Source organism: Gluconobacter sp. R75690 (assembly GCF_015244525.1).
In the GTDB taxonomy this organism is placed as follows: domain Bacteria; phylum Pseudomonadota; class Alphaproteobacteria; order Acetobacterales; family Acetobacteraceae; genus Gluconobacter; species Gluconobacter potus.
Genome location: NZ_JABCQB010000006.1, coordinates 79,182 through 105,595, shown reverse-complemented (window position 1 = coordinate 105,595; position 26,414 = coordinate 79,182). Strand labels below are relative to the sequence as shown.

General features: G+C 58.5%; 25 protein-coding genes. 4 read left to right on the top strand and 21 right to left on the bottom strand.

Going from position 1 to position 26,414, the window contains the following annotated elements; genetic code table 11:
- Positions 1-8: 8 nt before the first annotated feature.
- From HKD27_RS09220 to HKD27_RS09175, 10 genes are all read right to left on the bottom strand, one after another.
- Positions 9-290: a hypothetical protein gene (locus HKD27_RS09220; RefSeq protein ID WP_194689289.1), complete on the bottom strand. Its 282-nt coding sequence runs from the start codon at positions 288-290 to the stop codon at positions 9-11.
- The gene (locus tag HKD27_RS09215) at positions 287-1,750 is read right to left on the bottom strand and encodes a PepSY domain-containing protein (RefSeq protein ID WP_194689288.1); all 1,464 of its coding nucleotides are present in this window, start codon (positions 1,748-1,750) and stop codon (positions 287-289) included. Before HKD27_RS09215 ends, HKD27_RS09220 begins: the two co-directional genes overlap by 4 nt.
- A complete protein-coding gene (locus HKD27_RS09210) occupies positions 1,747-2,046 on the bottom strand; it encodes a hypothetical protein (RefSeq protein WP_194689287.1) in 300 nt (99 codons plus the stop codon). Before HKD27_RS09210 ends, HKD27_RS09215 begins: the two co-directional genes overlap by 4 nt.
- On the bottom strand, positions 2,030-4,219 hold the full coding sequence (locus tag HKD27_RS09205) for a TonB-dependent siderophore receptor (protein ID WP_194689286.1): 2,190 nt from the start codon (positions 4,217-4,219) through the stop codon (positions 2,030-2,032). The genes HKD27_RS09210 and HKD27_RS09205 overlap by 17 nt, the downstream gene beginning before the upstream one ends.
- 185 nt (positions 4,220-4,404) lie before the next feature.
- Entirely contained in the window at positions 4,405-5,178 is a 774-nt protein-coding gene (locus HKD27_RS09200) for an SDR family NAD(P)-dependent oxidoreductase (protein WP_011253692.1), read from the bottom strand.
- Between the two features lie 18 nt (positions 5,179-5,196).
- Complete coding sequence (locus HKD27_RS09195; RefSeq protein ID WP_194689285.1) at positions 5,197-6,300, bottom strand: ABC transporter ATP-binding protein; 1,104 nt, start codon at positions 6,298-6,300, stop codon at positions 5,197-5,199.
- Positions 6,301-6,353: 53 nt separating this feature from the next.
- Entirely contained in the window at positions 6,354-7,181 is an 828-nt protein-coding gene (locus HKD27_RS09190) for a carbohydrate ABC transporter permease (protein ID WP_194689284.1), read from the bottom strand.
- Between the two features lies 1 nt (position 7,182).
- Positions 7,183-8,106: a carbohydrate ABC transporter permease gene (locus HKD27_RS09185; RefSeq protein ID WP_194689283.1), complete on the bottom strand. Its 924-nt coding sequence runs from the start codon at positions 8,104-8,106 to the stop codon at positions 7,183-7,185.
- 27 nt (positions 8,107-8,133) lie between these two features.
- Positions 8,134-9,462 carry a sugar ABC transporter substrate-binding protein gene (locus HKD27_RS09180; RefSeq protein ID WP_194689282.1) on the bottom strand — a complete coding sequence of 443 codons (1,329 nt, stop codon included), beginning with the start codon at positions 9,460-9,462 and terminating at the stop codon, positions 8,134-8,136.
- Positions 9,463-9,540: 78 nt separating this feature from the next.
- Positions 9,541-11,187 carry an FGGY-family carbohydrate kinase gene (locus tag HKD27_RS09175; RefSeq protein ID WP_194689281.1) on the bottom strand — a complete coding sequence of 549 codons (1,647 nt, stop codon included), beginning with the start codon at positions 11,185-11,187 and terminating at the stop codon, positions 9,541-9,543.
- Between the two features lie 286 nt (positions 11,188-11,473).
- Between HKD27_RS09175 and HKD27_RS09170 the strand changes: the two genes are divergently transcribed.
- Positions 11,474-12,244: an SDR family oxidoreductase gene (locus HKD27_RS09170; RefSeq protein ID WP_194265086.1), complete on the top strand. Its 771-nt coding sequence runs from the start codon at positions 11,474-11,476 to the stop codon at positions 12,242-12,244.
- Between the two features lie 130 nt (positions 12,245-12,374).
- On the top strand, positions 12,375-13,718 hold the full coding sequence (locus tag HKD27_RS09165) for a gluconate:H+ symporter (RefSeq protein ID WP_194689280.1): 1,344 nt from the start codon (positions 12,375-12,377) through the stop codon (positions 13,716-13,718).
- 76 nt (positions 13,719-13,794) lie between these two features.
- On the opposite strand, the gene HKD27_RS09160 is transcribed toward HKD27_RS09165, so the two are convergent.
- Together HKD27_RS09160 and HKD27_RS09155 are read right to left on the bottom strand one after the other, a co-directional pair.
- Positions 13,795-14,388: a hypothetical protein gene (locus HKD27_RS09160; RefSeq protein WP_338085572.1), complete on the bottom strand. Its 594-nt coding sequence runs from the start codon at positions 14,386-14,388 to the stop codon at positions 13,795-13,797.
- Between the two features lie 822 nt (positions 14,389-15,210).
- Positions 15,211-15,399, bottom strand: a complete 189-nt coding sequence (locus HKD27_RS09155) for a hypothetical protein (protein WP_194689363.1) — start codon at positions 15,397-15,399, stop codon at positions 15,211-15,213.
- A gap of 172 nt (positions 15,400-15,571) precedes the next feature.
- On the opposite strand from HKD27_RS09155, the gene HKD27_RS09150 reads away from it, so the two are divergent.
- Entirely contained in the window at positions 15,572-16,246 is a 675-nt protein-coding gene (locus HKD27_RS09150; protein ID WP_228518417.1) for a YitT family protein, read from the top strand.
- Positions 16,247-16,944: 698 nt separating this feature from the next.
- Here HKD27_RS09150 and HKD27_RS09145 read toward each other — a convergent pair.
- Positions 16,945-17,529 carry a biliverdin-producing heme oxygenase gene (locus HKD27_RS09145; protein WP_194689279.1) on the bottom strand — a complete coding sequence of 195 codons (585 nt, stop codon included), beginning with the start codon at positions 17,527-17,529 and terminating at the stop codon, positions 16,945-16,947.
- 206 nt (positions 17,530-17,735) lie between these two features.
- Between HKD27_RS09145 and HKD27_RS09140 the strand changes: the two genes are divergently transcribed.
- Complete coding sequence (locus HKD27_RS09140; protein ID WP_228518416.1) at positions 17,736-20,060, top strand: TonB-dependent hemoglobin/transferrin/lactoferrin family receptor; 2,325 nt, start codon at positions 17,736-17,738, stop codon at positions 20,058-20,060.
- A 267-nt stretch (positions 20,061-20,327) separates the two neighbouring features.
- Here the strand turns inward: HKD27_RS09140 and HKD27_RS09135 are convergent, their stop codons facing one another.
- The 8 genes from HKD27_RS09135 to HKD27_RS09100 all read right to left on the bottom strand — a co-directional run bounded on the left by HKD27_RS09135 (position 20,328) and on the right by HKD27_RS09100 (position 26,371).
- A complete protein-coding gene (locus tag HKD27_RS09135) occupies positions 20,328-21,083 on the bottom strand; it encodes a hypothetical protein (RefSeq protein WP_194689278.1) in 756 nt (251 codons plus the stop codon).
- A complete protein-coding gene (locus HKD27_RS09130; RefSeq protein ID WP_228518415.1) occupies positions 21,080-21,625 on the bottom strand; it encodes a hypothetical protein in 546 nt (181 codons plus the stop codon). The genes HKD27_RS09135 and HKD27_RS09130 overlap by 4 nt, the downstream gene beginning before the upstream one ends.
- Positions 21,622-22,647 carry a glycosyltransferase gene (locus HKD27_RS09125; RefSeq protein ID WP_194689277.1) on the bottom strand — a complete coding sequence of 342 codons (1,026 nt, stop codon included), beginning with the start codon at positions 22,645-22,647 and terminating at the stop codon, positions 21,622-21,624. Before HKD27_RS09125 ends, HKD27_RS09130 begins: the two co-directional genes overlap by 4 nt.
- On the bottom strand, positions 22,647-23,222 hold the full coding sequence (locus tag HKD27_RS09120; RefSeq protein ID WP_370544258.1) for a hypothetical protein: 576 nt from the start codon (positions 23,220-23,222) through the stop codon (positions 22,647-22,649). Before HKD27_RS09120 ends, HKD27_RS09125 begins: the two co-directional genes overlap by 1 nt.
- Positions 23,223-23,344: 122 nt before the next feature.
- Positions 23,345-23,680: a hypothetical protein gene (locus HKD27_RS09115; protein ID WP_194689276.1), complete on the bottom strand. Its 336-nt coding sequence runs from the start codon at positions 23,678-23,680 to the stop codon at positions 23,345-23,347.
- A 24-nt stretch (positions 23,681-23,704) separates the two neighbouring features.
- Complete coding sequence (locus HKD27_RS09110; RefSeq protein ID WP_194689275.1) at positions 23,705-25,540, bottom strand: hypothetical protein; 1,836 nt, start codon at positions 25,538-25,540, stop codon at positions 23,705-23,707.
- Between the two features lie 82 nt (positions 25,541-25,622).
- Positions 25,623-26,102 carry a hypothetical protein gene (locus HKD27_RS09105; protein WP_194689274.1) on the bottom strand — a complete coding sequence of 160 codons (480 nt, stop codon included), beginning with the start codon at positions 26,100-26,102 and terminating at the stop codon, positions 25,623-25,625.
- A complete protein-coding gene (locus HKD27_RS09100) occupies positions 26,102-26,371 on the bottom strand; it encodes a hypothetical protein (protein ID WP_172493298.1) in 270 nt (89 codons plus the stop codon). Before HKD27_RS09100 ends, HKD27_RS09105 begins: the two co-directional genes overlap by 1 nt.
- Between the last annotated feature and the right edge of the window lie 43 nt (positions 26,372-26,414).

Genomic DNA, 26,414 nt, shown 5'->3' with positions numbered 1-26,414 from the left:
CTTCCGGTTCATGGTCGTTCGTAGCGTTCCCGCAGGGAGCAGGCGAGTGTCGCGACCATGATTTCCGGGCCGGCGAGCAGGATCCATTCAATCATGTTCAGGACGACGGTGCCGTCGCAGAGGGTTTGAAGGATAAGGCTGAGGAGCAGAACTGCGGCGGCGCATGATTTCAGGATGCGCTGCCGTGCTGCTGTCAGACGGTCATGCCAGAAGACCCGGTTTCCGCGATGGGAGGCCGCGACGAACAGCAGCATGGCGGACTGTCCGCACAGAACGGAAATCCAGATCATGCCAGGAGCCTGGTTTTTCGTATCCTGTGATACGTTGCAAAAGCGAAAGAGGCTGACAGGATCAGAGCTGTCATGCCGACACCCGTGATGGTGCTGCCGTGCCATGGCAGGCTGAGTGCTGCAATCAGAAGGCAGGCTGCGGCATTGCCGGCCAGAAGCTCCGCCCAGCTTCGCTCCGGGTTGCGGAGCAGCGTGTAGATCAGCGCGATCCCCCAGACGATGAAGACAGTCGTCACTTCCCATCCGGCTCTGTGTGACATCGTCAGCGGGAGCAGGCGGTTGGCGATGAAAAAGGATGCGAAGGCAAGGGGTGCACCCATCAGGACGCCTACATTCAGGCGGGCGACGATCCTGTGTCCCATATGGTGTGGGCGGCGCAGGCGCTTGAGCGTCCACAGATGCAGGCCGCTGCCGATCAGGGCCGCAAGGGCCAGTCCGGACAGGAAATACAGCCAGCGTGTGACATGGGGGGCGAAACGCGCGACATGCAGCCCGTACAGGAATGTGTAGGCCCGTATGACGGGGCGTTTTTCGATATGCTCCCTGAGGATGTGGCCTGATGGACCGTCGAAGGTGATGATCTGCGACGAGGTGCTGACGGTACGGCTGTTACCCGCGATTACTGTAACGAGGGACGCCTGATCGGACGGATTGAAGACATAGATCTGTTCCAGACCCGTGCCGCCGAAATGCCTGTCAGCTTCCTGGAGCATGGGGAGGATCGGTGCGAGATGACCTGCATGGCCACTTGTCGGGCGGGAATAGAGCGCGGGATTGAGCTCCGTGTAGGAGGCGGTGACGTCGTTCCGGTAAAGCGCCTGGGTGCTCCAGGGAAGGAGCAGCGATCCGAGGGTGACGGCGCCCGTGAAGGAAATCATCAGATGGAAAGGCAGGGCGGCGACACCAAGCAGATTGTGCGTGTCCAGCCAGCTTCTCTGTCCGCGCGAGGGACGGAAGGTGAAGAAATCCGCGAAGATGCGCCGATGGATGATGATGCCGGTGACCAGCCCGACGACGAGGGCCAGAGCGGCGAGGGCTGCGATAAGCCGCCCCCAGGGATGGGGAAGCTGAAGCTCGAAATGGAAGCGGTAGAAGAATTCGCCGCCGAGCGTGTCCCTGATACCATCCGGGCTTCCGGTTTCGGGGTCGAGGGCACGCTGGATGTATTTGCCCTTTGTGTCAGGCCACAGGGCTGTTGCAAAGGCACACAGATCAGTTGCGCTGCCGACATACCAGGCACTGGCGGTGGACGCGTTGCGGTTCAGCCAGTCCAGGGCATGGGCGTCCGTCAGGAGGGGGGAGGAAACGGAAGTGGAAAGTTCGGGCCTGGCCCAGAGGCTGATTTCTCGCCGGAAGACGCTCAATGCGCCGGACAGGGCAATGGCGAACAGCACCCAGCCCGTGACGAGACCCAGTGTCGTGTGCACTATGGCCATGGACGCGCGGAACGTGCCTTTCATGGCTGCCAGCCTCCAAGGAGTCCAAGGCCGTTCAGGAGAGAGGCCACGAGGATCAGGAAAGCCAGCAGTCGCCTGATACGGGTGACTGCGAAAGCTGCTATGAAAACGACGGGCCAGAGGACCAGGCCGAGAAGGATCCCGGCCATGGAGTTGTCAGCCCTAGACAGGGGAAGCCAGTACGCAAGGCAGACACCGCCCAGCGCGGAGAGGGCGTAACCGAGCGGCAACGCCACGACGAGGCGCAGGGCGATGTCGTAGCGCCGGGTTCCGGGTTGTGGTTTACCAGCTGAAGCCAATATTGGCCTGCGCGTTGCGGCGCTCTCCGTAATAGCAGTATTCCTGACCGTAAGAGGCATAGCTCAGGCAATTGGCGATGAAGTTCTTGTCAAAGAGGTTGCGGACGCTCGCGCCCACATTCCAGCCATGCAGGCTGTGGGAGAGGTTGGACAGGTCGTAGCGCACCGACGCATCGAACACGGCATATTGCGGCACCCAGACACTCCCGTAAGACGCTTCACCACCATAGGATTTATTGGAATAGCGCATGCCGCCGCCGAAGCCGAGGCCCTTCGCGGGACCCGACGGCATCGTATAGAAGGCGAACAGCGAGGCATTACCCTTGCCGGACTGGATGAGCGGCTTGCCGGTTGAGTCGTCATGCACCTTCTGGATGCTGACGGCGGCTGTCAGCACGAGATTGTGGAACGGCTCGGCATGGGCTTCGAACTCGAAACCGTCCGAATGGACCAGTCCGCTTTCGGCGCTGTAGCCGGTGTTGCCGACAGCAACGAGAACGTTGGTCTGCTCGATATGGAAGCCTGCAGCCGTCAGGAGCAGTGAGGTGCCCGGAAGCTGGTATTTCAGGCCGCCTTCAAGCTGCTTGCCGAGGGACGGATTGGCCTGACGCACGGTCTTTCCACCATCCGTCGAGACGCTGCCGGACTGTGGCTGGAAGGATGTCGAGTAGCTGATATACGGCGCAAGACCGAAATCGAAATGATACAGGCCCGAAGCACGCCAGGTAATCTGGCTCGGGCTCTGGTTGGTCGTCGTGTTGTACATGTTGTCGGTCTGATGGGACCGGTACCAGTCGTTACGGATGCTGCCTGTCAGGATCAGGTGGCGCCAGTGGATCTCATCCTGTCCGTAGATGCCGGCCTGATGGGAGTCGGTGTTGTAGTTCACCCAGGGGGACGGCGTGGGAATGGCCATCTGTGAGTTCGGATGAAAGACGTTCAGATCAGGAGCTGAACCGTAATAGCCGACTTCCGAGGCGCTCTGCTGCATGTAGTCGAAGCCGAACATCATTGTATGACGTAGCGGTCCGGTCCGGACATGGCCCTTGAACTGGCTGTCAAAGGTCAGGTTGTGCGTATGTTCGTTGGTGGCGATGGCCGAGCGGGCAAGCGTATCGTCCGAGACGTAATAGCCGCTGTCATAAACGCTGCGGTACTGGGTTTTGATGTCGTCGTAGCGGCCGCGCGTGCTGAAGCTCCAGTCGCTGTTGAAGCGATGGTTGAGGATGTAGGTGATGGAGCCGTGGCGACGGTTGTATTTTTCGAACGATGAATCGCCGTCGTAGAAATTGCGCGGCAGATAGCCGAACGAGGCCGGTTTGAGCGATCCGACGAGCGGGACGCCACCATAAGTGCCGTTTTCCGGGTCGTACTGGTAGTTGCCGAGGATCGTGAGCGTCGTGGGGCCGTCGCCACCGAAGGTGAAGGACGGGCTGATGGAGAAGCGGCGGCTTCCGGTGCGGGCGAGCTGGCTGTGCTGGCCGTTGATGGTGCCATTGACGCGGTAGCGGACGAAGCCGTTATCCGTCACATAGCCGCCGACATCGGCATCCACGCGGTACAGGTCGAACATGCCGCCGGTCGCATTGACGCTGCCATAGGAGCGCTGATCCGTGGCGATCTTGCTGGACAGCGCGACGAGGCCGCCGGGGCTGGACTGGCCGTAAAGAGCCGACGCCGGGCCCTTGAGAATTTCGATACGATCCAGACGCGAGGTGTCGGTCTGCGCCACGGCATAGCCGGTCGGGCTGTCCTGAAGCTTCAGGCCGTCGAGGAAGGTGGGAACGGTAAATCCGCGCAGGGCGAACTGGTCATAACGTGTTCCCACACCGCCGCCACGAAGATCGGCAGTGATGCCCGCGGTATAGCGCACGGCCTGATTGAGGTTCAGGACGTTGCGGATGTCCATTTCGTTGCGCGTGATGACCGTGACCGATTGGGCGGTTTCGATCAGGGGCGTGTCCGACTTGGTTGCGGACGAGGCGAGGGTCGAAGCCCTGCGTGCGCGAACTTCGAGCTTTTCGATAGTCCTGGCCTGTGTCCCGGTTGAGCTGGCTTTTTTTGTGCCCGATCGCGGGGGCAATTCGGTTGCGGCATTCTGGTCGGCTGCGAAGGCTTCTCCGCTCATGACGAGGGAGAGGGGTATCGCGTAAAGAATCCTGCTGCGGTGCATACCCGACCTCAATGACTGTGCGTGCTGGCGCGTGATCAGAGGCTGGTATCGATATTGCGAGTTAGTTGCAAGTAGCGTCGGAAGAAAATGAAACTTTGAAAGATTTCCTCAATCAGTGACCTATTGTTGCGGTCTTTTGCTGAAGAGGGATCCGGGCACAGAGATGGCGCCCGGATCGTCCTTGCTCACCAGACGGTGAAGCCCGCATCCACATTCACGATGGCGCCGGTCATCAAGCTGGCTGCGTCGGATGCCAGGAACTGCACGACGGAAGCGACTTCATCGGGCTGGCCCACGCGGCCCATCGGGGTTCCGGCGATCCAGGCGTCATAGAGTTCCGGCTTTTCCATGCCAAAGCGGGTGAGCGTCGTTTCGATATAGGTGGGGGCAACGGCGTTGGCGCGGATGCCATGGGGGGCCCATTCTGCGGCCAGCGAGCGGATATACTGGTGAACACCGGCTTTCGACGCATTATAGGCCGCCTGCTGCTGCGGGCGGTTGACGATCAGGCCGGACATGGAGCCGATTGCGACAATGACACCCTGTTTCTGTTCGAGCATGATGCGCCCGACGGCCTGACAGGAGCGGAACATGCCGTTCAGGTTGATATCGACCTGCTTGAGCCACTGGCCGTCCGTCATGTCCTCGGCCTTGACTTCGGAAATGCAGATGCCGGCGCAGGCGACCAGGATATCCACGCGGCCTTCCTGCTCATGAACGCTGCGGACAGCGTTCTGCACGCTTTCGGTATTCGTGACGTCCATGACGACGCTGCTGACATCATGGCCTTCCATGCGCAGGTCTTCCACGGCTTTTGTGGCCATGGCTTCATCGAGATCGGCGATGATGACGCGGGCGCCAGCCTCGGCCAGTGCGGTGACGCAGGCCAGGCCGATGTTCTGTGCGCCGCCGGTGACGATGGCGACGCGGTTATCGAGGCGGAGTTTTTCCATGTACATGAGATGGGTTTCCTACAATCAGGCAGCGAGGGGGTGGCGGTGACAGGCTTCGAAGGCCAGACCGTCGGGCGCGAAGAGGTGGCAGTTCTTTGGGGGAAGAGTCAGGCTGACGCGGGTTTCGACCTCCGTCAGGACTGCGCCATCCGTCTGGACGACGATGATTTCCCCGTCCGGCATGCGGACATGGACGAGCGTGATGGCACCGAGGCGTTCGATGACTTCCACGACGCCGGTGTTGGGGCCGGAAGAAACCAGTTCGACATGTTCGGGACGGATGCCGACCGTCACCTTTGTTCCGGGCAGCAGCCCCGGGGATGTAACGGGCACGTAAAGGATCGAGCCGTCGCGGAGCTGGACGCTGGAGCCTGCAGAATCTCCGCCCTGGAAAATGGCCGGGAAGAAGTTCATGGGCGGCGAGCCGATGAAGCGGGCCACGAACAGGTTGAGGGGGTGGTGGTACAGTTCGAGCGGGGAGCCGATCTGTTCGACCACGCCTTTCTGAAGGACGACGATCTTGTCTGCCATGGTCATGGCCTCGACCTGATCATGAGTCACATAGATCGTGGTGGCGCCGAGCTTGCGGTGCAGGGCGGAGAGTTCCACGCGCATCTGGCCGCGCAGGGCGGCATCGAGGTTCGAGAGCGGCTCATCGAACAGGAAGACTTTCGGATTGCGGACGATGGCGCGACCGATGGCGACGCGTTGGCGCTGGCCACCGGAGAGCTGTCCGGGTTTGTGGTGCAGATAGGGTTCGAGCTGAAGCGTGCGGGCGACGTGCTCGATCTTCTCGCGGCGCTCGGCTTCCGGCATTCCGGCCAGTTTGAGGCCGAACTCCATGTTTTTGTAGACGTCCATGTGCGGGTAGAGCGCGTAGGACTGAAAGACCATCGCCAGACCGCGCTTGCCGGGTTCCACGTCGTTCACGCGCTGCCCGTCGATCAGCAGATCGCCGGATGTGATGTCCTCAAGGCCCGCGATCATGCGCAGGAGCGTGGATTTTCCGCAGCCTGACGGGCCGACGAAGACCACAAATTCGCGCTCTTCGATCGAGAGGGAAATCCCCTTGATGATTTCTTCCGTAAGGTAGGTCTTGCGGAGCTTCTTGAGTTCGACAGTCGCCATGGGTCAGGCCCCGTTTATGCAGGAATGTTGAGTGGAGTGAGCCGGGATCCGCATCACTTGACGGCTCCGAAAGTCAGGCCGCGGACGAGCTGTTTCTGGCTGATCCAGCCGAAAACGAGGATCGGGGCCACGGCGAGGGTGGAGGCTGCGGACAGTTTTCCGAAGAACAGTCCTTCCGGTGATGAGAAGGATGCGATGAACGCTGTCAGGGGGGCTGCGTGCGAGGAGGTCAGGTTCAGGGACCAGAAGGCTTCGTTCCAGCACAGGATGAGCGACAGCAGAGCCGTGGATGCGATGCCAGGCAGGGCGAGCGGCAGGAGGACCATCGTCATTTCCTGCCAGCGCGTGGCGCCGTCCATCCGGCCGGCTTCCAGAATGGGGGCAGGGACTTCGCGAAAGAACGTGTAGAGCATCCAGACGATGATCGGCAGGTTCGTCAGCATGTCCACGACGGCCAGGCCGGTGCAGGTGTCGAGCAGATGCGTATTGCGCGCCAGCAGGTAGATCGGGACCAGCACACCGACGGGAGGCAGCATGCGGGTTGAGAGCATCCACAGCAGGGTGCCGCGTGTGCGCTTTGAGGGCAGGAACGCCATCGAATAGGCTGCCGGGACGGCCAGGGCGACGGCAATTGCTGTCGCGCCGACTGAGACGATCACCGTATTGAGCGCGAAATGCCAGTAACTGGCGCGCTCGAATACCTCGGCATAGCTGCTCAGCGTTGGCATGAAGAACAGCTTCGGCGGGGTGGAAATCGCCTGGACTTCGTTTTTGAAGCTCGTCAGAATCATCCAGAAGATCGGGAAGAACAGCCAGAGCGCAATGCCCCAGCCGAGGACGGTGACGCCGATCCGGGTGCTGGTTTTGGTCTTGAGCGCCATGTCAGGCCTCCAGATTGCGGGCTACGGCGCGCACCAGAAAGATCGCGACGATATTGGCGATGATGATAGCGACCACACCACCAGCCGAGGCGCCACCCACGTCGAACTGGAGCAGGGCGCGTGAATAGATCAGATAGGCCAGATTGGTGGAGGCCACGCCGGGACCGCCGGCAGTCGTGACGGAGATTTCGGCGAAGATCGTCAGCAGGTAGATCGTCTCGATCATGACGACGACGCTGATCGCGCGGCCCAGATGCGGCAGGATGATGTAGCGGAAACGGGCGATCGGGCCTGCGCCGTCCATCCGGGCGGCTTCGCGCTGTTCACCGTCGAGCGACTGTACCGCCGTCAGCAGGATGAGGACCGCGAAAGGCAGCCATTCCCAGGCAACGATCATCATGACGGTCAGGAGCGGAAAGCGCGCTAGCCAGTCGATCGGCGTAAGACCCACAGCCCGCATCATGGCGGAATAGACGCCATAGATCGGATGCAGCATCAGGTTTTTCCACAGCAGCGCCGAGACCGTGGGCATGATGAAGAACGGGGAGATGACCATGATGCGGGCAATGCCGCGGCCAAAGAACTCCTGATCGTACAGGACGGCCAGCAGGGTGCCGCCGCCGATGCTGATGAGCAGGACGCCCGCAACCAGTACGAACGTGTTCAGCAGCGAATGCAGGAAATCGGGATCGGTCAGCAGGTACCAGTAATTGTCGATCCCCGCGAAGCCGTGCAGCGTGGGATCAACGAGGTTGTAGTTCTGCACCGAGTACCACAGCGTCATGACGAGTGGGACGATCGACCACACCAGAAGAAGCAGGACGGACGGGGAAAGGAGCAGGAGACCTGTCCTTTTCCCGCGTGCCTTCGTCTGGTTCAGGGCGGCCGCTCCGGCGGGCGGGCTGTGTTCGAGTACGGCCTGCATGGTATTCTTAACCTTGATCGGGCGGCGTTATCGCGCGCGGCCGGACTGGCGGAGCGCGCGGGTGATCGAAGCCTGGGCGGAGGTCAGGGCCTGATCGACAGTCATCTGGTCGGACAGGGTCGCGGCAACGGTCTGGCCGACCTGCGTGCCGATGGCCTGGAATTCCGGGATGCCGACGAACTGCGCACCGGTATAGGGACGCGGCTGGGCCGTCGGACCGTTTGGATCAGCGGTCTTGATGGCGTTCAGCACGAAGGAGGCAAAAGGGGCGGCCTTGACGTATTCGGGCGCGGCATAGGTGGAGGCGCGGGTTCCAGCGGGAACGGCGACCCAGCCTTTCTGAGCGGCGACCAGCTTCACGTAATCCTTTGACGTGGCCCAGGTGATGAAGGTCTGGGCATCCGCGCTCTGGTGGGAGCTGACGGGGACGGCGAGGCTCCAGCTCCACAGCCAGGTTGGACCTTTGCCATAAGGGCCTTTGGGAGAAGGTGCGAAGCCGACCTTGTCGGCGACCTGGGACTGTTTGGGATCGAACAGCAGGCCGCCTGCGACGGTGGAATCAATCCAGATCCCGCAATGGCCGCTGGCGAACAGGGCCAGGTTCTCGTTGAAGCCGTTGGAAGTCGCGCCCGGAGGACCGTCAGCCTTCAGGGCCGAGACGTACCAGTTCAGGGTCGCTTTCCAGGCATCGGACGTCATGGTCGGCTTCCACGACATGTCGAACCACTGAGCGCCGAACGTGTTGGCGAGCGAAGAAATATACGCCATGTTCTCGCCCCAGCCCGGCTTGCCGCGCAGGCAGATGCCATAGACCTGATTGCCCTTGTCCGTGATCTTGTCCGCAAACTGGCGGATCTGGTCGTAGGTCGGTGCGTCCGGCATTGTCAGCCCGGCCTTCTGGAACAGGTCCTTGCGGTAATAGGTCATGACGCTTTCGGCGTAGAACGGCAGGGCGTAGAGCTTGCCATCCGCCATCAGGCTGTCGCGGACGGAGGGCAGGATGTCGTTCACGTCATAGGCGTCGTCGGGTTTGATCTCGGTAAGCCAGCCCTGTTTGGCCCAGATCGGCACTTCGTAGTTGCCGATGGTCACGACATCGAACTGGCCAGTCTTCATGGCGATATCGGTCGTGACGCGCTGACGCAGGACGTTTTCTTCCAGCGTGACCCAGTTCAGGTGAATGTCCGGATGGGCCTTCTCAAACTCCTGGGAAAGCTGCCGCATGACGATCATGTCGCCGTTGTTGACGGTGGCGATCGTCAGGGTTCCGGCTGCCTCGGCACTGGACAGGGCGGAACCCGTGAGCAGAAGGGCGAGAGTGCAGATGGCTGTGCGTGTGGCTTTGAGACGGGACATGGAAATCGGCCTCTGGAAAGGGATGGTGATGCGTTTCGGTGGGACGGGAATGGCAGAACGGGTCGGACGGTTGGGCCGTCAGGCGGTGTTCTCCTTTTCCAGAACGTCACGCATCTGCTGACGCCAGGTGAGCTGCTGCGAGAGCATGTCGTGCGTGATGCTGCGCTTGGCGGCGTGATACGCAGCGAGGCGCGGGTCGGGGACGATCTCGTCTCCCGCGTGGCTCATCTGCGCCATGGCCTGTCGCAGATCGGTGTATGTTCCGCTCGCGACAGCGCCCAGGATGGCGGCGCCCAGCAGCACGGAATCCGGCTCCGCGGGGAGCAGGATGCGGCATCCGGTAGCGTTGGCATGTTCGCGCAGGAAGACGGGGTTCTTGGTGCTGCCACCGGTCGCGAAAATCGTGTCGATACGGTAGCCCTGCGCGTTGAGAGCCTCGATAATGTCCTTCGTGCCGTAGGCAAGGCCCTGCAAGGTGGCGAGGTACAATCGTGCCAGATCATCGACCGTGTCGGACAATCTGAGGCCACTGATCATGCCGGTCAGGTCAGGATCGGCATGGGGGGAACGGTTTCCATGGAAATCCGGAAGCACGTGCAGGTCGGCCGTGATCGTCCCCGGCAGGCTGCCGCGTTCCAGAGATTCGATCCGTGTGTTCAGAAGGGCGTAGACGCTGGTTTCCGTGTCTTTGGCTTCCTGTCTGAGGACGGAGCCAAAGGTATGGCTGGAAATAACGAAGTCGATCAGCGCGCCCGTAGCGGACTGGCCTGCTTCGTTCAGCCACATCTCAGGAACCATGGCGTTCCAGTAGGGGCCCCAGACACTGGGCACGAAACGCGCCTCTTTCGACACGGCCATGTGACAGCTCGACGTCCCGCAGATCAGCGATATTGAGCGCTCAAGTTGATCGTCCGAGAGAGAGCCTTCGGTGTTCAGCCCGAACAGACCGATGCCCCCGGCATGGGCGTCAATGGCGGAAACACCAACGAGGATACCGGCTGGCAGTCCCATTTCCGCAGCGGCTTGAGCGCTCAATCCACCATCGACAAGACCGCCGAGGGGACGAATGTCGTTCCCGATGCGGCTGAAGCCGTCGCGTGCGAGGTCTTCAAGTCCAATGGATTGGAAATATCCTTCGTCCCAGCGGTTCTCATGGGCGAGGTAGGTCCATTTGCAGGCTGTCGAACAGGCCGACCGTGATAGCGAACCTGTAGCGCGCCATGTCAGGAAATCGGGAAGATCGAAGAAATGGGCCGCCTGTTCATAGACCCGCGGAAGATGGCGCTTCAGCCAGAGCAGTTTCGGCGTTTCCATTTCGGGAGAAATCGTACCGCCGACATAACGCAGCACGTCCTGGCCACTGCTGTTGATTTCGCGCGTTTCTTCAAGGGCCCGATGGTCTGCCCAGAGAATGATATCCTGTCCCGGTGCGCCCTCGGGATCTACCGAGAGGCCCTGATCGTCGTCGCCAACGACGACGAGGGAGCAGGTTGCATCGAAACCGATGCCAATGACCTGTCCAGGTTTGTCAAGCATTTCTAAAGCGCTGCGGGTCGCCTCGCAAACGGCGGTCCAGATATCCTGTGAGGATTGCTGGGCATAACCGGGGCGCGGTGTCCATGTCTGGATTGGCCGGACGGATGAGGCTTTCTTAAGTCCTTCAAGCGTGAAGAGACCCGCCCGGGCACTGCCTGTTCCAACATCAATTCCCAGAACCAGATCCATAGAATCACACCCAGATCTCAAAAAATACAGACAGGACATGAGAGAAAAACATGCCCCAATTCAGCCTAACGTTTGTTTGTGATAGAATATCACATTATATCGGCACAAAATACCGTTATTTGTGTTACATATAACTTTCAGACTGTCCAGAAGGGGGGATGGAAATTTTTTCTGATAAAAGTTTATTGACGATGTGAGAGCACGTGGTGCGCACGCGGACTTGTGGATCCCAGGCGGGTTCAGACTGCTAGGAAGAGCAGAACCGTGATTTCGAAGGCTGACAGATATGTCCCATCCCGATCTTTTTTCACTCTCTGGTTCGCGTGCCCTTGTGACTGGGGCGTCACGGGGAATTGGCCTGACTCTCGCAAAGGGGCTGGCGCGTTACGGGGCGGAAGTCGTCCTGAATGGCCGAGACGCTGAAAGTCTGAAGGCCGCGCAGTCCGAATTGGAGGCGGAAGGGTTAAAAGCCAGTACGGCGGTTTTCGACGTGACGGATCAGGATGCGGTGATTGAGGGGGTCGCGGCGATTGAGCAGCGTAGGGGGCCGATCGATATCCTGATCAATAATGCCGGGATACAGCGCCGCGCACCTTTGGAGGAATTTCAGCGCAAGGACTGGGATGATCTGATGTCAACTAATGTCAACGCGGTTTTCTTCGTCGGGCAGGCGGTGGCGCGGCACATGATTCCGCGCGGACGGGGCAAGATCGTCAATATCTGTTCCGTCCAGAGTGAGCTCGCCCGCCCGGGAATTGCGCCCTATACGGCGAGCAAGGGAGCGGTCAAAAACCTGACAAAAGGCATGGCGACGGACTGGGCCAGGCACGGGCTTCAGATCAACGGGTTGGCGCCAGGATATTTTGCCACGGAAATGAATGAAAAGCTCGTGGCGGATGCAGAGTTCACGGATTGGCTGTGCAAACGCACGCCGGCAGGGCGATGGGGACGGGTCGAGGAACTGGTCGGGGCAGCAGTCTTCCTGTCTTCCACGGCTTCAAGCTTCGTTAACGGACAGGTGCTGATGGTTGATGGCGGGATTACCGTATCGTTGTAGTCTTTCTGCGGCTGACTCTGTTTCAATTTATCAGAACTGTGTTAGGGGCACTGTCTATCGGGTTTGTGATGGAATGGTTTTCGTTAAGATGGCCTCTTCTGTCGGGATGCCACAGGAAAGTTGACACCGGATGAACTCCATCTTTGCCATCTCGCTTGCGACTGCGGCCATTGCGGCGGTTGTCATCCTTATTGCCCGTTTCCGGATTAATCCGTTCATCGCCCTCTTTTCGATCTCGATCCTGCTGGCCCTTATTGCTGGCATGCCTGCTGACAAGGTGGTGGGGTCGTTCGAGGCGGGGGCAGGACATGTGCTGGGGCATGTCGGAACTGTCATTGCGCTTGGCACCATGCTTGGGAAAATGCTGGCGGAGTCCGGTGGCGCCGATCGTATCGTCCTGACGATCTCGACCCTTTCGGGCCGTCGGCATGTCGACTGGGCCATGATGCTGATCGGCCTTCTGGTCGGCCTTCCCGTATTTTTCGAAGTCGGCTTTGTGCTTCTGATTCCGCTGGCGTTTGTTCTGGCGGATCGGACGCAGACGCCTTTACTGCGTGTCGCTCTTCCCATGGGGGCTGCGCTGTCCATCACGCATGCCCTTATTCCCCCGCATCCGGCTGCGCTTCTGGCGCTGAGCGCCTATCATGCGGATATCGGGAAGACCATTCTGCTTGGCATTGCGATTGGAACGCCGATTGCGGTGATTGCCGGGCCAGTCTTCGGGCGGTTTGCTTCAGCAAGAGTAATCCCCGAAGGGGTCAATCCACTGGCGAAGCAATTCGTGAGCAGCAAGCCGCCGGAAGATCTTCCGGGGTTTGGCATCACGGTCTTCACAGTGCTGTCTCCCGTGATCCTGATGCTGGCCGGTTCAATGGCAGATCGCGTTGCCGCGCCTCATACAACCTTCAGTAATATTCTGCATTTCATTGGTAATACGGATATCGCTCTTCTGCTGGCGACGGTCCTGTCATTTTATGTCCTGGGTCACGCACGGGGTTTTTCGCGAGAGACCGTTCTGCGATTTACAAATGAGTGCCTGGGGCCGACCGCCCTGATCATGCTTCTCGTAGGGGCAGGGGGTGGTTTCGGGCGTGTTCTCGTGGATAGCGGAGTTTCACGATCCATCACGGATACGGCACTTGGCGCTCATGTCCCTCTGCTGGTTCTGGCTTGGATGCTCGCTGCCATTGTGCGTGTTGCCTGTGGCTCTTCAACCGTTGCGATGGCAACAGCATCAGGGATCGTGGCCCCCATTCTTGCGCGCTCAACGGGCGTTTCGGCTGAGTTAATGGTCCTGGTGACGGGAGCAGGTTCGGTCGCTTTCGGGCCAATGAACGACGCGGGATTCTGGCAGTTGAAGGAATATCTCGGCCTGACGGTTCCGCAGACCCTCAAGACGTGGTCCGTTCTGGAAACACTGATCGCAGTCTGCGGCCTCGTCTTCTGCATGATTGCTTCGATATTCGTTCATTAAGTTTTCCCGCCCTGTTCGGGCTATCAAACTGATGGACGGATCAGCATGTTGTTTTGCTTCAGACCGGAGCGAGACTTTACGATAATCTTTCGAAATGCCGGATGATCCACGAAATTTCGTAAAGAAGGCCGAGGCTTACAAACCCGATATGAAACCGGCGATCAGTCGAGATGATCGCAATACCGCACAGGACAAGATAGATTGGGATACGGAACCAGTATTCAATTGAAAACAGGGCATAATGCGCGGGACCTTTTATGATCGTATCAAACAGATCGAAGATGACTGTCAGTGCAAAAAAGGAGAAGAACCATTTCCTCCTGGAAATAAAGAAGTCTTCATATCCCGTGTAATCGCTGATGGATTCAGGAAACAGAAAAGCACTCAGGAAAAATAGTATGATCGCGTAGAGCAGCAGGAACAGGTAGGTTTCAAATGTCCAGGCTGGTAATTCGATCAGCCACAACTCCCACCACCAGAAATGCATCAGCATCAGGAGCAGTGTCAGAACCCAGCCGATGTGAACGGGATAGATCCGCGTCTGGTTGGGGTGTTGAATAATCCGCACGAGGCCCGTCAGGAGGCGTGTTACGCTTAGACCAACCACCATGCCCATGATTATCCGCACATGCTGGAAAATATCGGGAGGCGTCAACGGATGCGGAACCACGATCAGCTTGCTCCGTGTGAATTTTCTTCAACCGTTTTCGTTACAGGGAAGAGCATTGATGATTTTCCGTCCATTCTTGCCAAAAAAGCAAGTCCCGCGCTGTTATCCGCAGTGACAGATCACTGCTCTAGTCTCCACATAATGCAGAACGAAAGACTGTCATCTGGTTCTGCGAGGTGTAGATCCGGGATAAGTGCCCCGGTGAGAGGGATACCCTTGAGATATTCCGAATAGTAACAATAGAAGACTTTAGTGATCTTCTTGTATAAAAAGATTAATGTCATATATAATGAAGTATTTATCACTATATTGGAATAATAATTGAATTTTATCGAGGTGTATGTAGCGGTATGATTCGCTTTTACTATAGAAAATCCTTAAAAAGAATACTGGTATATTCCCAGCGCTGAGAAAATGACAGGTCTTCGATAACAGCCAGCGGTTCACTATCGGGACTCTCTGCAAGGAGGTGCCAGAAGGTTACATGTTCTGCTCACTCAGGACCGGGTAAAGGAAATATCGGTATCCTGATTTTTGTCGTTTAAGGCCGTGGAACGGAAGGCTGCCTGCCGCATACTGTTCACAGAGTCTGTCCCAGTTCCAGATCTGAAAACGACCATCGTATGGTCATCAAATATCCGGGGTGGAACGTCGTCCTTGAGATGCCCAGTGTTCACAACATTCGCCTTTGTGCGACCTGTCTTCTTACCGAACTCGCCCGTCTTGGGAAGTGAAAAACTGCCGAGCGTTCTGCCGAGTCCGGCGCAGGATTTCAGGGGCTCAGCACCTGGAAATGTTGGTATGTGGGAAGGCGGCAGGTCTCTATCGGCCGCGTGAAACCAATCCGTCGATTTTGTTGGCAAGCGCTGTAATCATGTGCGTGCCCTCATTCGGTATGCCTGACTTGTCGGCGGCAATATTGAGGCGCTCTTCTTTATTTTGAAGCTCGGTCATTAACTCGTGCATCTCTGAACCAATACCGTCTTCCTCATCCTCAACGCCGCTTTCCAAAATCCCATTTTGAGAATCGGACCCTCCAGCTCAACACGCTTTCAAACATGCAATATCGATGCGCTATCAGCAGTTTCAGGCAAGACAGAAAGCGGCCATTTGAAACAATATTTTCTTCGTATGAAAGGGGCTGTGCAGGTAGCGGGGACTGAACTATCTGGCTCGAATTCTCATGGATCTGATCTGGCGGGGCGGAAGGGGTCTGCCTGCTGGACGGCTGGATTTTCTGGATATGACCTCACCATATGGACCCGGGCTTCGTCACTCGCACGCAGAAGACATCTACGCCTTTCTGATAGGCTGTTCCTTGATTGTTATGGGACTCATGTACCTGCACAAGGCCGGGCTCGTGACCGGAGGCGTGGCCGGCATTGCCCTGCTGCTCTCATATGTCGTTCCCATGACCCCCGGGAATCTGTTTACGGTCATTAACATACCGTTTCTCCTGTTCGCCATTCGCGCTATGGGCGCGCGCTTTGCCATTAAAACGACAATCGCCAGTTTCGGGATCACAGCCCTCGCAGGTGTCATCCCGAATGTCATGGCACTCTCTTATGTCCAACCCCTGTTCGCCGCGATATTCGGTGGAACCGTCATCGGGATGGGGATTCTCTCCCTTGCACGCCATCAGGCCGGTGTAGGTGGAACAGGCGTTATCACGCTCTGGCTCCAGAAAAGTCGGGGAATCAATGCAGGCCGCGTTCAGATCATGATTGATACAGCCATTCTGACACTGTCCACATTTTTCCTGCCATGGGAAAAAGTCCTGCTGTCAGCCGTAAGCGCCTTTGCAATGAGTGGTGTCCTGATTGTGTTCCACCGGCCTGGGCGCTACATCGGGCATTAAACGCAGGCAAACCCATTTCCTTCTGTCAGGTTGCTACGGTCCTGGTATAGGCCCGGACGGCTGGGGGTGAACAACGAGAAGTGGAACGGAGCAGGACCTCAACCCTCTGCTCCTGGAGTGCCGCCTCAGCACGATATGGAGCCACGCAAAGAGGCCGCCCGCTTTTCTTTTTTTTTTCCTGACCGAACCTTGTTTGCCGAGTGGTTTTACAGTGTCTCACCACTTTGATGGGAGCCGACCATGACCGTTGAGAGCAACCTGTTTATTCGCGCATCGTGGATCAAGGCCAGTGAATTGCCGAACCCATGTCCGCCCCGTCCTCCCATTCCGCCAGCACCCAATCCTTATCCTCCGCCGGGTGGTAATCCGCCTCCCATGGAGGAACCACCCAATCTGGTGAACTGAAAAGGGAGCTTGATGACTTTCGTCACCCTCAGAGCTGGCCAAGCCCACAGACTACCACGATGACGGTTCGGATCGAGTGGTGGACGCAACAGGGATTGAACCTGTGACCCCTACCATGTCAAGGGAGGTGGAAATCTCTCAAAATGGCAGTTTTCTGCGGTAAAATAGATAGAGAGCTACGAGACTGCACGGGTTTTGCACTTCACGTCAGCATCCTGCCCAGATTTTCAACATTAAACTGAGCAGGAAGATTCTAGCGACAGGCTTGTAGAGGCAGTGAAGTGGGCCGGCGTTTAAGGATGCATCAGGACATCTTCGGGACTCTCGAGATATCTCCTGACGTGCCTGAAGGCGTCCTGAGCCCCTTGGATACACCGCGTAGGGTCCAGTTCCGGCGCATGATCAATGGCTTCACGAAACCTGTTCCATGACAGTCCCCGGCCTTCTGGATCCGGGGCGAGGTGTCGGGCACCGAAGCTTGATGTAAAGCCGATTTTCTGCGCAAGCTTTATGAGAAAACCGGCGCCGAGCTTGGATCCTTCTCCGACATACAACCATCCGGCTGCCACGGAGGCGTCCTCCACCGGCAAAAAGGTTGGGTGTGACGGAAGAGGCTCGCCAAGATCGTTCAGGTCTTCCTGAATCAACGAAAAACGGTTTCTGGCCTCAAGACCCGGAATAATGCCGGCGAGCACCTCATGACGATACAGAGGGTCAAGATGCTGGTGAAACCGATACTGCAGGAGCACAAAGTCGCGATAGCCCTTGGTCGTGGCAAACATGTTCCGCGACATGATGCTCTGATCCAACGTCTCATGTGTTGACGTTGTCGCTTCCCTGAGGCGGCGCGACAGGGGGAGTGTGTTCGTTTCGTTCATCAGGCTACGGGCCTTTCGATAGTATGCCGCTCTCTGAATGGGAGGGCGCAATGTAAATGCCGATCGATCCGATGTGACCAGAAAAATACACTCGTTTTGTTGCGAACGATAATCATGAGCAACAAGAGCGAATTCCGGTTGACGGGCGCTTTTTAAGGACCTTACATGCGATCGATTCTCATTTGCAATGCCCGAGGTTTCCCGCAATGCCAAGGTTCTGTCCACGACCACGTCGCGTCTTTTTTTCCTATATGCTGGCGACCACGGCACTGGCCTGCGCCTGCGTAGCACCTGCCGTTGCAGCGTCGGTGAATACCGATCCGAAGACGTCCAAATCTGCTGTTTCAGCAACCACGTCCAAAAGCAGCGCGAGTACACCAACGCCTCCACAGGTCTCGATTGCCCTGCCGGCCGTGAAGGTGAAGGGGGCGCAGGACATCATTGATTCGATGAAATTCGATCCCGATGCAGATCACAGTTCGGTCGGCATGGCTGGTGTTCTCACGACAACGACCACTTACAAGACTTTTCGTGACCGTCAGATCGACAGCCTGGAAGATTATTCCCGTCGCGTGGATGCGTCCGTGAATTACAGTGCCGGGAATTCCAGCATCAACATCCGCGGGCTTGATCAGAACCGCATCCAGACAACCATTGATGGCGTTCGCATGCCCTGGGCGAATGATGGTGCCTATGCCGGGTCGTTCAGCACCGCGCAGGGTGGTGTCAGCGCCTTCGATTTCAATTCCCTCGGCGCCATTGATGTGGTCAAAAGCGCAGATTCCAGCTTTTTCGGCACAGGTGCCCTCGGAGGCGTTATTGCACTCCGGACACTGGATCCGGAAGACATCCTCAAACCGGGAAAGACCTTCGGCGGCATCACGAAGCTGACCTATAACGGCTCTGCTGAAGCGGCTCTCCTCGATCAGGCTTTTGCAGCCCGATACAAGAACACGGTTTTCCTGCTCCAGGGTGGCTATCAGAACGGCAGCGAGACAGGGAACGAAGGAAACATCTACGGTTACGGGCGCACCCGAACCGCTAAAGATCCTGCCAGCTATAGTCAGGGCAGCTTCCTCGGCAAAATCCGTCACTATTTTGAGGGTGGCCACCGGATCGGTCTGACTGGCGAATGGTTTGACCGCAATTACAATGAACGAACACGGACGTCTGAATCCACTGCTACCGACCATTATACGACCAAAAGTGAAAATCAGCGTTCGCGCATCTCAGGCAACTACGATTACCAGGGGGAAACGCCGACTTCGCTTTTCAGCGAGGCTCATCTTCTGGCGTACTGGCAGCAGATCAAGACTGATACCGATATTCTCAACAACGATACTGCCAAGGCTTCGACCTATAGCCATGAGCATCTGACGCTGCCGGTGCAGTCCTATGGCGTGAAAGGTTCAGCCACCAACAATGTCTTCACCGGTCCACTCCATCACGCCATTACCTATGGCGGTGAAGTTTTCCTGACCGATACCTACCAAACCCAGACCGGCCAGCAGGCGACATCCAGTCCTTATCTGCATGATAATTTCTCGGACATGCCGAAAGTTCATGGCACTGACCTTGGAGCACTGGTGCAGGATCGTATCGGTATGGGTGCGAAGGAATGGTTCCATATCACCCCCGGATTCCGTTTCGACTACTTCCAGCGCGATCCTCACAATACTGCTTCCTATCAGGCGAATTCGGGCTACACCGGCCTGCCGCATGGAGCTCATGGCTCCCACTTTTCTCCCAAAGTCCTCATCGAAGGAAAAGTCACGAAGGATCTGACGCTGTATGCTCTGTATTCACAGGCCTATCGTGCACCCTCCGCTACAGAAGAATATCTGAATTACAGTACGGCACCCTACTACCAGGTTGTCGGAAATCCCAATCTCAAGCCCGAAAGCAGCAAAGGTTGGGAGGTTGGCTTGAAGTATGGTGATTCCGAACGTGGCGTCAACGTATCCTTCTACGACAATTATTATAAGAACTATATCGACATGGACGGAATTACCGGTTGCTCAGGTTATTACCTCTGCTACGGCTATACCAATCTTTCCCATGTTCGAATCTACGGTACTGAAGCCAATATCCACTGGGCCTTTGACAAGCACTGGCACACATGGGGGTCCTTTTCCTACACGGATGGACGCGATACCGACATGAACTTCCACCTTGCGTCGGTCGCACCTTTCCGCGGAATTATTGGCTTCGGGTACAAGACTGACCGTTGGGGCAGCGATCTGTCAGCCACATTCGCCACGCATCGAAACGACGCTAAATATCTGACCTCTACCGGAACACTGACCAGTCAGTGGAAGACACCCGGTTATGTCCTCTTTGACCTTACCGGCTGGTACAGCCCTTCTTTCTATCACGCCCTGCGCATTCAGGCCGGAATGTACAACATCTTCAACAAAGCCTATTACAACGCCGCATCACTCCCGTACGGAGCGTCGTCTTCATCTCTCTCCGAACGCTACTACACGCAGCCTGGACGCTCCTTCAAAGTCACTGCAAGGATTGACTTCTGAAACAGATCAGAAGCTCCAGAAGACAGATAGAGATCCTCTGGAACTAGCTGACTGCTGGTCGATGTTTTTAGAGTTACTGAGGGTATGGGAGTACTTTTCGTAAGTTTCTCATACCCCCTAACTGGAACCCTTCAATTCGATTCCGCGCTCGTCCATCGAATTCACAGGATTGCGGGTCATTCCCCCCGCAGATCCCGCGCCGTGCCGATCATGGCGAGCGTGACTCCCGAGAGTAAGGGAACGAGGATGATGACGGCGGTGAGGAGATCATGCAGCACGGACTTCTGCCAGCAATGCATCGAAATCCTCACCGGTCGGTGCCGTGCCGGGCACGCCAAGCCAGTTCTGCCGTGACAGCAGACCGTAAGCCTCATCGGCGATTGCCGAGAAGGTCGCCCAGGGCATGAAGGTGCGGGCGCCCCAGGTGTTGAAGAACACGCCGTCCGGGTTGTAGCCCACAAGAGCGATCGCATGGCCGCCAGCAGGCTTGAGCGCATCGCCGGCAAGCGTATCCAGATCCCACGTCTCACCCAGGCCGAGCGACAGGAAGCCCTGTGGCACCTGCACCCCCGCCAGTACCCCACCAAGGAACGCGATACCGCGTTTGATGCTCATCTCGTCGGTCGGCTGGATGGAGCCGAATGCAGTCAGATAGTCGAGGGTCTGACCCGGCCGCTGGAAGCCCGTCCTTCGCCATGCGTTCAGTTCATCCAGCAGCACAGTACCGTCGTCGTTTGTGCCTGTGGCGGGATCGAAGCCGGTGACGGCAGCATAATTTGCCAGCACCTGATCGGTTGAGAGGACGACGAGCCCCTGCGCTGCTTTCGTCCAGGTCGCAACCAACGCGGCGTGGGCAGCGAAGGCACAGCATCCAAAGCGGTCATTGCCCCACATCTGATAGGGCACAGACGCGGACCAGTCGCGGGCGTAGGGTACGGTCGGCAATGCGGCTTCCAGAACAGGCGCAAGGCGATAAGTGCGATAGTCGTGTTTAGGGTCTTTTTTGCCGAGGCAGCGGGTCATGCGTTCACCTTTGGGGCGGGGACGTAAATGGGGGCGGCCTGGCCGAGAAGGCGCGCGCGCATCCGCAAGGGCAGGGCGCTTCCAAGCGCCATATTCTCGACCCGCCCGGCCTGATACAGGTCGTTGAGAAGCTGCTCGCCCGTGACCAGCCGCCGGGATGTCGAAAACACGCCGGCAGCTGCGAGCGCGTCGTAAACGTATTCGAAGCAGTAGGCATGGCCGGGCCGCTGAAGGGACTGGATCCGGAAGGCCCAGGCTGCCATCGCCAGAACGTCGTATGACGTGCCCAGCATGGACTTGCAGTAGGCCTGGGCACGTGCCGCTTCATCGTCCGTCAGGCGGATCGTGAAGGCATGCCCGTTCCGGGGTGGCATCCCGAAGTCTGGATCGGTAGGATCGACCCCCACGATCCGCGGGTAGGTGGCCGAATAGATCGTCCCGTCCAGCTCGATCGTGGCGTGGTTGTAGTCGCTTTCGAGCCGCCAGCAGATCAGGCTCCCGAATGCGTCCGCCGGATCGTAGAGGCGAACCGTCGCGGTCATGCGAACCGCTCCAGCCAGACGCATTCGGAGCGCCGGTTATAATTCATCATATCGCGCCGCTGGCGATGCAGCCGATACGAACGGGCCACGTCGCTTTCTGTCCAGATGTCCATCAGCAGGGCCGCAATGCCCTTGCTCGATGTCGGATCTGCAAAGGCATACTCCCCGAGCCACGGGAATTCGCTTGATGCGACAACCGGCACGGAAGAGGCCATGGCGTCGGCTGCTACGATATTGAATGTCTCGGTGAAGGAGACCTGCATGCAGATATCCATCGTGGCCATCAGGCGCAGGAAATCCGCGTGTTCCTGCCAGCCATGCTCGATCAGTTCATGCCGCGACGCAGCGAACAGTTCCCGCAGGTTCTTGAGGACCGGACTGCCGTTCCCTTCAACCCGCGTGGCATTGACGTGGAAGCGCAGGGACAGGCCTGCCGCATCAGCAAAAGCCATGGCGGCAATCGCCTGAACCATGTGGTTCTTGAGCGGACGGATAGCACCGAAACAGCCGATATCGATCATATCCGACGGCATGGGCCTGGCACTGATTTCGCCTCCCGAAGGCGTCGGGTAATAATTCGGCCCATACGTGACAAGCGTCTCCGGATGAGCGCATGCCGATGCGACAACCTGCATGTCACCGACTGCTCGGGGCGCATTGCACATGACCTCTACGCCACGGGCCAGATACGCCGCCGTCCAGCCAAACGCGATGCCCTCATTGGCGAGGAAAGGCGTTTCGGAATGGTCGCGCACAATCCAGCGGACGCGCGGATGCAGGGCTTTCAGAACGTCGAATTTTTCCGGAACGACCCAGAAGGCCTCGACAATGACATGTGTCGGACGATAGGCCGTCACTTCCCGGTCGATGCAGTTGTTGTCCTGCACTTCGATCGCTTGGGCCTCGATCCCATGGCTGGTGAGCATGTCCACGACAAAGCGCACCGAATTGGCCAGGCCGGAGGAACCGGAGGCATAGCCCCAGTTTCCCTCGCGGCTTTTCAGGATGAAGAGCAGGCGCATCAGGCCGCCACCTTCAGGATGCGGAGAGCCTGAGCTTCCGTCATGGCCGGTTCAGACAGGGAGACGACGCCGAGGATGCCTTCAAACACGGATACGATGGTCTTGAGAGCAGACAGGGCCGTATTCGCGTCGGACAGGACGGAACTGGATACCGTGCTGCTCGCGCCTGTGATGGCCGAAGACAGATCGGCAGCGACCGTCTGAAGATCTGCCAGGACCGAGTTGATCGCGCTCTTCATGGTCGTGTCGTCGTAGCTGACCGTCACGCTCGATCCGGCGGCGGACGAGAAAGCGGTCAACGCCCCGGACAGCGCCACCGATGCCGTCTCGATCACAGCGACAGCCGGTGCACCGATCGCCGAAGCTACCGCAGCGATGGACAGGACCGTCGAGACCGCGTTGATGCCCGCCTGACCGTAAGCCTTCACTTTGGCGACGTTGACCGTGATGGTCGTGACGTTGCCGGACTTCGTGACAGTGCAGGCGCCAAGCATGCCGATTGCGGAGCCGGCAAGAATTGTCCCGAGGAAACCGCGGCGCGTCTGACGCGCAGTGAGGGAATTCAGATCAGTCACAGAGGCCTCCAATAAAAAAACCGCCCCGGAGGGCGGTTGGAACAGGTCATTCATTGGCATCCCCGATCAGGGGAGCATGCTTCTAGGAAAAGAAAATCGCGCGCACCTAAGAGAAAGCCGCGTCAACCAGATACTTTGGGCGGTTCACCCGATTTCGGATGTGTTGAAGCCGGATCGAGACCCAGCCTGGCGGCCTCGACAGCACGGCTGGCCTCGGCCGGGATCATCAGGGCCTTGGCATCGGGCTGATAGACGTTGGTGTTCCAGCCCCTGGACTGCGCCAGGGCAGAAACGGCCTTGTAGAGCAGCACCAGCTTGCTGCCGGCAGCAGGCGGCTTCCAGAAGCGCGTGGCCAGAGCAGCGGCCGCGATCAGGAAGGTGAGGATCGAGACGAGATCTCCCGCATACTGCGCAGGCAGATATGGCAGGATCGTCTGGAACAGGGAGGTCCAGTCCATTTCAGTTCTCCAGAGAGACGCCGCTCAGTATGCGGCGATCGTATTGGTGGAATTGCTCGTCGTGAAATCCTGCGGACCACTGACGCAGCGGGAGTATTCGTTGCCGAAAACCTTGGTGTTCGTGACTCCAGGAGCCAGCCAGATGGATCCCTGGATCAGTGACAGGCTGCTGTCATTGGTGTTCTGGAGCGGCTGCTGTCCCGAGGCTTCACAGAGAATGTTCTGCGTGATGATGCCGCGCGTCGGGTTCGTCGTGCTTCCCGTCGGTGTCACCTCGATGTTTGGAGCGCCGATGCTGTTGTTCGTATCAGACAGGTTGGACGAGAAAATCTGCGAGCCGCTGAACACAAAGTCGGCCACGCCCAGAACGACTGCGGCGCCTCCGGAATCGCCGAACCGGCCACCGAAATTCCGGAACGCCTGGGCATAGGAGCCCACTACGGACGACGATGCCGCCCCGCCGAAATTGGTATTGTAGACCTGCAGGACATGCGCGCTGGCCGTCCCCTGGCCGAGCATATAGCCGCCACGCATCTCGACGTCCTGAGCGTCCGAAATATTGCCACAGGTCGTGCAGTTTTCAGCTTCGAGGTCGTGAAAGCGCGGGAAAGCCGGGCAGGCTTCACCGTTATGGCCCTGGCTGGCCTGACAATAGATGTTCAGCCCGAACAGGGCATTCTCGCAGATCGCATGATCGACGTTCAAAGACTGGGCGAAGTCATGATAGGCAAAACAGGTCGCCGTATGCGCGCCGCTGCTGGTGACAGTTCCATTCATGTTGACGCGGTTCACGCGAAGCAGATCAGCGCGCTTGTTGCACGATGCCAGATCCGAGCAGGCCGATGCGTCGCCGAAAAATTCGATGCCCGTTCCGGAGATCCCGAGGATGACCACATCTTCGATCGTATTGGCCGCGCCGCCTTCTTCCCGGAAGAAGTTGGTGATGTTGTAGGCCGAGACGTTTTTGATCGTGGAATGCTGGACCCAGGAATAATCGAACACCGTGGCCGTGGCGGCCATGCTGCTGCCGTCGATCGCGACATCCCGGACATGCAGGCCGCCACCGTAATCCGACGTTGTCATGCCTGACGAGATGGCGGACTGGTTGGCCGGCGTGATTAGCCTGAAGACCGTGCCCCGGTAATCCAGAGAGCCGGAATTGACGTTGCCGTTATTCGCGCCCGAGAGCGTCACGCCATTACAGGGCGCGGACAGGGACGAAAACGTCCAGGCAGCTGGCGGGAAGAAGACCTCACCGCCGGATCCCCACGGCGCCTGACCACCGGAGGCGGCGCAGACCGCATAGATCGCCCGCTGGATACAGGCGGTGTTGTCGGTGCTGCCGTTTACGTCAGAAAGCGCGCAGTAATCGAGGGCGCTGATGCGGTCGCCGAACCGCTCCGCGTTGGTCCGGACGATCGAATTGGCTGCGCGGGATGCGCTGTTGATCGTGCTCGTGCTGTCCACAGATACACCCGTCATAGCTGTGCCTGACTGGGTTCCGCCAATAACTGCCGGGCTGGAAAGGGTGGGCGTGGTCAGGGTCTGGGACGCAGATGCACCACCTGCAGCCAGCACGCGGGCGTTCACCGCGCTTGCGACAGCTGTTGCCGTCTGGATGCAGGCTATGTTCCCTGTGCCGGTATAGGAGCACCAGTTCAGAGTGGCATTCGGATCTGTCGAACCGGTCGCTGTGACGCCATATCGAGCCGCTTTGACCGGAGCATGCGCCGTGTGGCGCAAAACCGGATGAACATCTGCCCCGAAGTCGGAAACGCGTGCGACAGGCGAAGGTGTTCCGCCAGCACAGGCCGCAAGCGCAACCAGTGACAGGACTGCCAGAAGGCGTCGGATCATCATTTTTGTCCTGGGATACGGGAGCACCAGGCGAGGACGCGCAGGCGCAGGAGATGACGGCGCCACAGCGCCCAGAGGAGCAGGCTCACGCTGCGATGGCGGCCTGGAAATCAGGGATATTCTCCAGAGCGCAGGCCGAACCGAGCGGGGAGTTGTACCAGCGCTTGTGGTACTGGGCCTGACCGGCCGCATCATCAGCTGCGGGGATCGGCTCAGGGGCTAGAAGAATTTTCGTGGCGCACATGGCCGCGCCGTAGAGCGGCAAGGTGATCATCAGATCGGCTGTGTGCGGCTGGCCAGAGAGCAGCCGGTTCAGGCCTGATGCGATCCTTGAGCGGGACGGTGCCGGAAGGGAGTTCTTCCAGATGTCGTCATGGGTGGCCGGTTCCATCTGCCAGAAGCCCTTGGCCGGCCCACTGTTGAGCTGCTCCAGCCAGACATAGCCGCTCTCGACCAGGCCGATACCGGTGACGATGTTGAGATGTGCCGGGTCGTCCAGACCAATCGCCTGGAGTGCCGGCCGGATCCACAGACGCTTGATCTGTGAGAGGTTCAGGCCGGTCATTACAGGTGCCAGAGCAGGCGTGCCAGGGAGTAAAGCCCCACGGCAACGCCGCCCCCGACCCCGGATCCGCCTGCAATGACCATGGCGCGTCGGCTGTTGAGGGAATCCATCTTGGCACTGAGAGAGGCGAACCCGCTTTTCACGGTATCCTCGAGCGTGGCGACACGATCCGAGAGGGATCCCGTCGTATCTTCCAGATGTTCCTGCTTGGTTTCGATCCTGACAACACGCTCGAGGAGCTCAGTATTGCCAACGGCTTCATCGGGCATGCGGCCCTCCAATAAAAAAGCCGCCTCAGAGGGCGGCCATGTC